The following is an 8,930-nucleotide window of genomic DNA, read 5'->3' as shown; positions in this document are numbered from 1 at the left end:
GTATTGCCACACGCTATGACAAATTGGCTCAAAACTTCCTGTCAGCAATCTATCTTGCTTCAACAATAATTTGGCTTAATTGATGACACGCCCTAGATAGAGTGATTTTTAATTTCGCTTTATGGAAAAATGGTTTTAATAAAACTTTAGCAAAAGAATGGAAAGTTTTTGCTATACAAATGAATAATGACCATCCACAAATAGAGGAATTGGGTTTTAAGTTTAATCCAGAAGGAAATTGGTATTTACCAATTCGAAGTTTGGATTCAAAGCTGGTAATAGAGAGCTACGAAAGTGATACTTTAGAAGATGCTTTAACTCCAATAACTGAGGCATTGGATAAGGTAAAGCAAGCACATCCTTATTTTGATCAAATTGTGCAGGCAGCGATTGTAAAATTTGGTCGTATTGAAAACGAAGAATAACAATTAATTTTCTTAGTAAAAATTTGCTCGGATTAAAATCCGAGCAAATGAAAAATCACTTATGAAAAATTCGTGCTTTATCACGTTGCCAGTCACGATCTTTTTCTGTGGCACGTTTATCATGCATTTGCTTACCTTTGACTAAAGCAATTTCAATTTTAGCTAAACGACCTTTCCAGTAACACGCCAGTGGTACACATGAATAACCTTTTTGATTGACTGCGCCCATCAATTTTTCAAGTTCACGACGTGAAAGCAGTAACTTGCGTGTACGGGTTGCTTCAGGAACCACATGCGTAGAGGCTGATAATAAAGGTTGAATCTGCGCCCCAAACAAAAATGCTTCGTTGTCTCTAAAAAGAATATAACTTTCAGTAATGGTCATACGTCCAGCGCGTAAAGACTTCACTTCCCAGCCTTGTAATGAAAGACCAGCTTCGAATTTCTCTTCAATAAAATAATCATGGCGAGCGCGTTTATTCTGCGCAATAGTGCCACCATTATTTTTTTTAACTACGATTGATTTCGACATAATACTAATATTCCAAGATTAACTATATTTTGCCTTAAACTCGCTCCAAGGTGAAGTGATTTCAAATTTAAGGAGAATGTTCGCTAAAAAGGAAGTTTTTGTTAAACTATCGGGCATAAACAATAAACTAGAGTACAAACGGATGTCTAAAACTCGCGTCATCTATCCAGGAACGTTTGATCCAATTACCAATGGTCACGTTGACTTAGTTGCCCGTGCAGCAAGAATGTTTGATGAGGTGGTGGTTGCAATTGCAATTGGACATCATAAAAACCCAGTTTTTAGTTTAGATGAACGGATTCGATTGGCTAAAATATCTTTAAGCCATCTTTCTAATGTCGAGTTTGTTGGTTTTGATGGTTTATTGGTAAACTTTTCTCGTGAGCAGAATGCGACAGCTGTATTGCGAGGATTACGTGCTGTTTCAGATTTTGAATATGAGTTTCAGCTTGCGAATATGAACCGTCAGTTGGATCAACATTTTGAAACTGTGTTTTTAACACCTTCTGAGCAGTTTTCATTTATATCTTCGACGATGGTTCGAGAAATTGCACGTTTAAAAGGTGATGTTGGAAAATTTGTACCACAATGTGTGGTCGAAGCCTTTGAACGTAAGCATCAACAAGGTTGGTAGCGTGTCTTTATATATTACTGATGAATGCATCAATTGCGATGTTTGTGAGCCTGTTTGCCCAAATGAGGCTATTTTTATGGGTGAAGTCATCTATGAAATTCACCCAAATTTGTGTACGGAATGTGTTGGGCATTATGATCAACCACAGTGTCAATTATTCTGTCCAGTCGATTGTATTCCACTCGATCCAGAGCATGTGGAATCACAAGATGAGTTGATGGATAAATATAAAAACCTGATTGCTCAAAAAAGCACAAGCAATTAGTGCTGAAGTTTGATAAGATGCGCCCCGAAGTGAGCTAGACGATCGCTGCTGTGGAAATCTTCGTGATTGAAGCAGGGGAGGAAAGTCCGGGCTTCATAGGGCAGGGTGCCAGGTAACGCCTGGGCGGTGAAAGCCGACGGCAAGTGCAGCAGAGAGTAGACCGCCATCTTTGCAATTTCCTTTCGGGGAAACCAAGAGAGATGGTAAGGGTGAAAGGGTGCGGTAAGAGCGCACCGCGTGTCTGGTAACAGTTCACGGCAAGGTAAACCCCACCAGAAGCAAGACCAAATAGGAATCCTGAGGCACGGCCCGTGCTGGATTCGGGTAGGTCGCTTGAGCGTACGAGTGATTGTACGCCTAGAGGAATGATCGTTCACGACAGAACCCGGCTTATCGGCTCACTTCACTAATTCTTTACAATTATTGTGTGATATTTCTTGACAAAAGGTTGTTTGAAATAGATAATATGCGCACAGTTTTGGCTATGTAGCTCAGTTGGTTAGAGCACCGCACTCATAATGCGGGGGTCACAGGTTCAAATCCCGTCATAGCCACCATTTTCATAGACCACGTTTATAAAAACGTGGTCTTTTTTTATGCTTAAAATTTCATAAATAAGTTTAATTTATTGAGCAACTGTATAAAAAATAAAAAAACTCAAACTCATATATGTTGAACGTGCACCCGCCAGTAGTGTTGATATTACTGTGTGGAGTGCGTAGCAATTAAACATTATTGTTGAATGCTATCCATAATTGAGTAGAAGTATATTTGAAGGGTTTAAAATCTATTTTGCATGTGGTTTTGTAGGTAATGAGTGGGCTGGGGTTGGGTATTTGTTGAGTACAACATAAATCCATGAGTATAAAATGGCTTTTAAACCGACTATTCACATTGCACTGAGTTTAGATCAATTTTGATATTTTGGCGTTGTTGGTTATACATATCTAAAATCTTCTGTTTTTGATCATGATTAAAAATTTGGTTCTGCAATTGCTCAATTTTATGCTCGGTGAGGTGTAATTGAGCACAGTGTATAGCAATTATATTTTCTTTAATGATTTGAATTCTTTGTTGTTCCTTTTTGTTTTCAATTTGATATAGCTTTTGCTGCGCCTTGCTTAGTTGTACTAAGCTGCGCTTTTGTTGCATGCTGAGCAGTTGATGATTGTTGATCCATTTGGCCACATCCATTCGAACACCGTTATAATCTACAAAAAGAGGTGAGAGGACTTGGCAACCTGAGCTAATAATGGTGATTAAGCCTAAGCATACTAATTTGAATTGATTCATATTTTATCTGTTTGGTTAGGTTTTTAATTGAGAAGATATTGTGAAAAATAACATGAATAAAAGAAGGTTTTGTTTAAAATTTAACTAAAAGCTTTTAAATTGTTTAAAGTATGAACATTCGAAAAATAAAGGACTTGACGCTACTCGTGTAAATTTAGATAATGCGCGCACAGTTTATGGCTATGTAGCTCAGTTGGTTAGAGCACCGCACTCATAATGCGGGGGTCACAGGTTCAAATCCCGTCATAGCCACCATTTTTATAGACCATGCTCTCAGCATGGTCTTTTTTTTATGGGTCGAAAAGTGGAAATCGGTTTGTTTAGAGTGAAATGACCAGACAAAACTTACATATTGTTTTCTATGTATTGCTGTATAAAGTGATGCGTGGTTTCATTTAGGTAAAAAGGTGAGATTAATTCTTTTACAATCCCGTCCAATAAGCCTTGTTGTTCCAAAGCTTGAAGGGTGTAGGGTAGAAAGCGCAATGCTTCCTGATGTAAATCTGCTTCATCTAGTCCTACAGACTGTAATAATTCTTGTAAGTTATATTCCGCAAAATAGTCATAAAAACAAGCAACCACATCTAAAATAACATGTTGTAAATAGTCGGCTTGTCGTAATTGTCGCCATGTTTCATACACCAAGATGAAAAACTCCTCAAAGTCGATCGCTTGAAATTGAGAGAAGGTTTCTTTGAGTGTTCTTTGTTTAATATCATCCCATAAATGTCGGCTAATATCGGCAAGCTCTTCATTGGGTAATAAAATGATATTGCCCAGTTGTTTGAGCAATGCTTGAGCGAGTTGCTGTTCAAGTTTGAGTTCAATATTTTGTTGTTGGTCTTGAATAAAACTGAGTATTTTAGAACCTAGACCATAGTCGTGTGTATTGAGCTTACGCAAATGATCGAGCCAAGGGGTGTTGCTTTCTAGAATCTGATTTGCAAGCTGTAAACTCACGTGTTGTATTTGTGGCGTATGTAATAGGTTTGCTTGAATGTAATGACGCAGCTGGTCTAATTCAAGAATCTTGGACATCCATAATTCAAATGATTCATCGGAGAATAACGCATTCATTTGAGTGTTGCTGTTGATCGCAAGTTGATGAATTCTTTGTGCAATCACACCAATAAATTCGAGAATTTCTGCGCCTAAATTTAATTCAAACGCATATTTTTGAACCACACCTTGTAATGCTTCAAGTTGAATGAATTGTTTTAATAGAATTTGATCTGAATGGCTGTAAATATGATGAACAAATTTTTCGATGTATGGATTATTTTGTTCTGACAGTAATTGCTTTTTAATAAAGCGAGTTTGCTCAAGCATAAGCGCTTGAGCAAACTGTTGAGCGAAGTCAGGCTTAGACACCTGCTATCCATCCGTTGGCGATTGGATAGCGACGCTCGCGGCTAAATGCACGTGAGCTGATACGTGGGCCAATCGAACCTTGACGACGTTTGTACTCGTTACGGTCAACTAGGCGAATCACTTTTTCAACCACTTCTTTTTCAAAGCCTTTGGCAATGATGTCATCTTGGCTCATATCTTCTTCAATGTAAGCATAAAGAATGGCATCAAGAATGTCATAAGGCGGTAGAGAGTCTTGGTCTTTTTGATCTGGACGAAGTTCTGCAGAAGGTGGGCGAGTAATCACACGTTCAGGAATGACAGGTGTTTCTGAAATGCTGTTACGATATTTTGCCAATTCAAATACGATGGTTTTATACACATCTTTGAGCACTGCGTAACCACCTGCCATATCACCATATAGTGTGCAGTAACCCACAGCAAGTTCTGATTTGTTGCCTGTAGACAAAACAAGATTACCGAATTTATTCGATAAGCCCATGAGTAATGTGCCACGTGCACGTGCCTGTAGGTTCTCTTCAGTAGCATCAGCAGGGCTATTGCCAAAGAACGGATATAGTGTGTGCATGAAGCTGTTTACAACTGGATTGATTTCGGCAATACCAAATGTTACACCCATGTTTTTGGCTTGTGCTGCGGCATCTTCAATACTGATTTGAGCGGTGTAAGTATAAGGCATCATGACCGCTTGTACTTTATCCGCACCAATTGCATCAACTGCGATTGCCAGTGTTAATGCTGAGTCAATACCGCCAGATAAGCCTAAAATGACACCTGCGAAACCAGAGCGTTGAATATAATCACGCGTCGCTAACACCAAACCTTGGTAGATTTCAGCCATTGTGTCCAAAACGGGGGTAATGGTGGTCACTTTAAAGGCTTTTTGTTCAGCTGCATATTCAGCGTAATACAGATCTTCTTTAAAGCTTGGTGCTTGTAAAGCCGTAGTACCATCTTGATTGATCACAAAGCTGGTGCCATCAAAAATGAGATCATCTTGACCACAAACTTGGTTGACATACACCAAGTTAATGTTGAGTTGTTTAGCAAGTTCACTCATGGTGGTCAGGCGATGCTGAGGTTTACCCACTTCATAAGGTGACGCATTTAAAACTAAAATCGTTTCAACATTGAGTTGAGAGAGTTGATGCACCGTATTGAGTGACCAGACATCTTCACAAATCAGAATACCGAATTTATGACCTAAATATTCAAAAACCAGATGTTGTTGACCTTCGCTAAAATAGCGTTTTTCATCAAATACACCATAGTTTGGTAGGTTTTGCTTGTTGTAAATACCCAGTACTTGACCATCTTTCATGACCGCAGCAGCATTATAGCGTTGACCATCTTCTGTTTGGTTAACAAAACCAAAGACCACAACAATATCTTTGATTTGGCTAAGTAGCTCAAATGCTTTTTGTGTGCGTTTAACAAGACTAGGGCGAAGTAATAAGTCTTCCGCAGGATAGCCTACGGTTGAAAGTTCAGGGAAGACAATTAAATCAGCTTTTTGTTTTTTGGCTTCATTTACTTGGTCAAACATTTTTTGAGCATTTGCTTCGATATTGCCAATATGCGGAGAGAATTGTGCAAGGGCAATTTTAAAACTTTTCATTCCAACTTAATCCTATACCTATAGGGATATATACACAGACTTTTGATTTATTATGGCTATTAGTTCAACGCTGTATACGTGACGATAAACAAATAGATGTTTAATCAATAATTAGCAATTGGATACTATATACGAATTGCGGCATTTAATGAGAGAAAAACAAAAAAAAATCCGAATTAAGACAAAAAATTACAGCGTTAATGAGAGAATAGTTAAGTGAAGGATGTGTGGTGATTACCAGATCAGATGACATGACTTATGAAATCTATATTAAATAATTTAAATCAATTACTTGAAATTAAAAGCCGTCAATTAACTCAAGCTGAAAAACAGCTTGCCCAGTCTGTTTTTGGTGCGCATTTACAGTTGGATGCTATTCGGATTGTGGCGCATCGTGGCGTCATTAAAAATTATGCCATCAGCCCAAATGGTAATGTTTATTTTAATCCTCAAAACTGGTGTGAAGACTTCTCAAAGCAGTCTTTGCAGCAGCAGTCATGGCTGATTCATGAACTCACGCATGTTTGGCAAATTCAACAAGGCTTATCCGTAGTTCGGAAAGCGATATTCAATCGTCAATATGATTACATATTAGAGCAAGGTAAACTGTTTTTACAGTATGGAATTGAGCAACAGGCGCAAATGGTTCAGGACTATTTTATGAAAAAAGCACATGGGCAAGAGTGTCAGGCTTATGAAGCCTGTATTCCGTTTTTGTCTCAAAAAGCATGATTCTGTCCTGAACTGCTAAATTGCGCTAAAAATTGTTAGACAAGCAAATTTAAAGTCATAATTTGCTAATCAGTTGATGTGAATTGCTAATGGCATAGAGGGTGGTATCGCTTAATTTTTCTACATAGTTCGGTTTTTATTTTTAAGTTGTAGACAGAATGACGCTTAGAAATAGAAGTTGCTCAACATAGGAAAATAAGGTGTCGCCATGTCATTTGCACAATCTATAAAAGCTACATTTGCAAAGAAATTTGCAGGTGCGCCCTTTAGCTTAGATCAACAATCTCCCATCGTGCCTATTCGTCATATGAAGTTTGATTTCGATCCTCAGCAGATTGATTACAAGTTTTATATGAATGCCGAATTGGCCAGTGCTTATTTTGCATCATTGTCGATTTTTCTCACCTATGGTGAGGACTTGGTGATTGATACCGCACGTTACCATCGTAATTTGATTCAAGATCCGCTACTCAAGCAACGTGTGACTTCGCTGATTGGTCAAGAGGCGTTGCATTCTAAATTGCATGAAGAATTGAATGATGCCTTTTTACAAGTCGATTTGCCTGTGAAGCTATTTCGTACTTGGGCAGGTTGGGTCTTTGATTATGGTTTTAATCGCTTACCACAACCGATGAAATTATCATTGATGGCGGCAATTGAGCATTTTACTGCTGTTTTAGCTGAATATATGATGAATCATGAAGATATCTTTTTCGCTTCTCAAGATGAAAAACAGCGTGCGATTTGGATGTGGCACATGTTGGAGGAGTCGGAACATAAAGATATTGCTTTTGATGTCTTTCAGACTTTGTCGAATAACTATGCTTTACGTATTGCTGGATTTTTCCCCGCACTGATTACGATTTTAGTGCTGATTTCAACTGCATCGTTACTGGTGCCTTTTTATCGCAATCCTAAAAATTTGATCAGTTTGAGTTACTGGCAAGATATGCGTCGCAGTGTTGGGCTGATTTTTGGGCTAAAAGATGGTGTCTACGGCAGCAGTATTCAGCATATTTTTGATTATTTACGTCCTGATTTTCATCCGAATGATCATGATACTTCGGCATTTCTTGCTTATTACAAACAGCGTTTGCTTAATCCTATCGATGGTGTGTTGGCGCCTTATTTCGTCAAGGAGTTTACCCCAGCACTGAAGGTTTAAAAAATAGAACTTAAATAAATACAAAATAAATGGAATAAAAATATGGCTATTTTTTCAAAAAAGTTGGCGCCTACAAAAAATGCCTATGCTGTGGTCACAGGTGCGGGAAGTGGTATTGGGCGTAGTTTTGCTGTGGAGTTGGCAAAGCGTGGTGGCACCATTGTTTGTGTGGACATTAACTTGGATGCTGCCCATGAAACGGTGCAGATGATTAAAAGCCTCACCTCGGCAGAAGCTTTTGCGGTGCAATGTGATGTGGGGAATCATGATCAAGTAAAAGCTTTGGCCGATCAAGCTGAGCAACTGATGAATCATCCCGTAACTTTGTTGATTAATAATGCTGGCGTGGGTTTGGGTGGGAAATTTGATGAAGTCTCACTGGAGGATTGGCAGTGGTGTATGCAGGTTAATTTATGGGGCGTGATTTATGGTTGTCACTACTTCGTGCCTAAATTTAAACAACAAGGTTATGGTGCAATTATTAATGTGGCTTCTGCGGCAGGATTTACTGCTGCACCTGAAATGACTGCTTATAATGTGACTAAATCGAGTGTATTGGCGTTGTCTGAAACGCTTTCAGCAGAATTACGTCATGCAAACATCAGGGTAAATGTACTTTGTCCAACTTTGGTGCCGACCAATATTATGAAAAATGGACGCTTACCGAGTCATTATTCGGAACAAGCCGATGATTTATTGATGAATCATGCTTTTACCACCAGTGATCAAGTGGTGATTAAAACACTGAATAATTTAGATGTAGGTCGGCTTTACACCATTCCTCAACCTGATGCAAAATTGTTCTGGTTGATGAAGCGTACTGCACCCAGCTTATATGCGAAACTGCTTGGGATGGGTTATCCAATCTTTAATAAATACATAAAAAAATAAGAAG

At 38.6% G+C, this 8,930-nt stretch carries 10 protein-coding genes, 2 tRNA genes and 1 other RNA gene; 9 read left to right on the top strand and 4 right to left on the bottom strand.

From position 1 onward, the window contains the following. The first annotated feature begins 101 nt into the window (after positions 1–101). Complete coding sequence (locus BLV99_RS03000) at positions 102–425, top strand: hypothetical protein (protein WP_092687553.1); 324 nt, start codon at positions 102–104, stop codon at positions 423–425. A gap of 55 nt (positions 426–480) precedes the next feature. Here BLV99_RS03000 and smpB read toward each other — a convergent pair whose 3' ends face one another. Next, complete coding sequence (smpB, locus tag BLV99_RS02995) at positions 481–957, bottom strand: SsrA-binding protein SmpB (protein ID WP_004651257.1); 477 nt, start codon at positions 955–957, stop codon at positions 481–483. 142 nt (positions 958–1,099) lie between these two features. Here smpB and coaD point away from each other — a divergent pair, with 142 nt between their 5' ends. From coaD to BLV99_RS02975, 4 genes are all read left to right on the top strand, one after another. Beyond that, positions 1,100–1,591, top strand: a complete 492-nt coding sequence (gene coaD / locus BLV99_RS02990; RefSeq protein WP_086183677.1) for a pantetheine-phosphate adenylyltransferase — start codon at positions 1,100–1,102, stop codon at positions 1,589–1,591. 1 nt (position 1,592) lies between these two features. Next, the gene (locus BLV99_RS02985; protein ID WP_092687550.1) at positions 1,593–1,856 is read left to right on the top strand and encodes a YfhL family 4Fe-4S dicluster ferredoxin; all 264 of its coding nucleotides are present in this window, start codon (positions 1,593–1,595) and stop codon (positions 1,854–1,856) included. 26 nt (positions 1,857–1,882) lie between these two features. After that, positions 1,883–2,265, top strand: an RNA gene (gene rnpB, locus BLV99_RS02980) — RNase P RNA component class A. 71 nt (positions 2,266–2,336) lie between these two features. Further along, a tRNA-Met gene (locus tag BLV99_RS02975) sits at positions 2,337–2,413 on the top strand. Between the two features lie 328 nt (positions 2,414–2,741). Here the strand turns inward: BLV99_RS02975 and BLV99_RS02970 are convergent. Further along, positions 2,742–3,149, bottom strand: a complete 408-nt coding sequence (locus tag BLV99_RS02970) for a hypothetical protein (RefSeq protein ID WP_092687547.1) — start codon at positions 3,147–3,149, stop codon at positions 2,742–2,744. A gap of 178 nt (positions 3,150–3,327) precedes the next feature. Here BLV99_RS02970 and BLV99_RS02965 point away from each other — a divergent pair. Beyond that, positions 3,328–3,404 (top strand) — tRNA-Met (locus BLV99_RS02965). Positions 3,405–3,494: 90 nt separating this feature from the next. On the opposite strand, the gene BLV99_RS02960 is transcribed toward BLV99_RS02965, so the two are convergent. Together BLV99_RS02960 and BLV99_RS02955 are read right to left on the bottom strand one after the other, a co-directional pair. Continuing rightward, the gene (locus tag BLV99_RS02960) at positions 3,495–4,520 is read right to left on the bottom strand and encodes a hypothetical protein (RefSeq protein ID WP_244516272.1); all 1,026 of its coding nucleotides are present in this window, start codon (positions 4,518–4,520) and stop codon (positions 3,495–3,497) included. Beyond that, complete coding sequence (locus tag BLV99_RS02955; protein WP_086183674.1) at positions 4,513–6,138, bottom strand: NAD+ synthase; 1,626 nt, start codon at positions 6,136–6,138, stop codon at positions 4,513–4,515. Before BLV99_RS02955 ends, BLV99_RS02960 begins: the two co-directional genes overlap by 8 nt. 258 nt (positions 6,139–6,396) lie before the next feature. Between BLV99_RS02955 and BLV99_RS02950 the strand changes: the two genes are divergently transcribed. The 3 genes from BLV99_RS02950 to BLV99_RS02940 all read left to right on the top strand — a co-directional run bounded on the left by BLV99_RS02950 (position 6,397) and on the right by BLV99_RS02940 (position 8,926). Then, positions 6,397–6,870, top strand: a complete 474-nt coding sequence (locus BLV99_RS02950) for a type IV secretion protein Rhs (protein ID WP_092687544.1) — start codon at positions 6,397–6,399, stop codon at positions 6,868–6,870. Positions 6,871–7,078: 208 nt separating this feature from the next. Then, complete coding sequence (locus tag BLV99_RS02945; protein WP_092687540.1) at positions 7,079–8,035, top strand: metal-dependent hydrolase; 957 nt, start codon at positions 7,079–7,081, stop codon at positions 8,033–8,035. Positions 8,036–8,077: 42 nt separating this feature from the next. Then, entirely contained in the window at positions 8,078–8,926 is an 849-nt protein-coding gene (locus BLV99_RS02940; protein WP_092687537.1) for an SDR family NAD(P)-dependent oxidoreductase, read from the top strand. The last annotated feature ends 4 nt before the right edge of the window (positions 8,927–8,930 follow it).

It is taken from the genome of Acinetobacter kyonggiensis (assembly GCF_900107285.1).
Classification (GTDB): domain Bacteria; phylum Pseudomonadota; class Gammaproteobacteria; order Pseudomonadales; family Moraxellaceae; genus Acinetobacter; species Acinetobacter kyonggiensis.
This window is presented reverse-complemented; position numbering and strand designations above follow the sequence as displayed.

What these genes read in the sequence shown, in the direction of transcription:
- BLV99_RS02955 (WP_086183674.1), bottom strand. Translation starts at nt 6,138, where the DNA reads ATGAAAAGTTTTAAAATTGCCCTTGCACAATTCTCTCCGCATATTGGC.
- BLV99_RS02950 (WP_092687544.1), top strand. Translation starts at nt 6,397, where the DNA reads ATGAAATCTATATTAAATAATTTAAATCAATTACTTGAAATTAAAAGC.
- BLV99_RS02970 (WP_092687547.1), bottom strand. Translation starts at nt 3,149, where the DNA reads ATGAATCAATTCAAATTAGTATGCTTAGGCTTAATCACCATTATTAGC.
- coaD (WP_086183677.1), top strand. Translation starts at nt 1,100, where the DNA reads ATGTCTAAAACTCGCGTCATCTATCCAGGAACGTTTGATCCAATTACC.
- smpB (WP_004651257.1), bottom strand. Translation starts at nt 957, where the DNA reads ATGTCGAAATCAATCGTAGTTAAAAAAAATAATGGTGGCACTATTGCG.
- BLV99_RS02945 (WP_092687540.1), top strand. Translation starts at nt 7,079, where the DNA reads ATGTCATTTGCACAATCTATAAAAGCTACATTTGCAAAGAAATTTGCA.
- BLV99_RS02940 (WP_092687537.1), top strand. Translation starts at nt 8,078, where the DNA reads ATGGCTATTTTTTCAAAAAAGTTGGCGCCTACAAAAAATGCCTATGCT.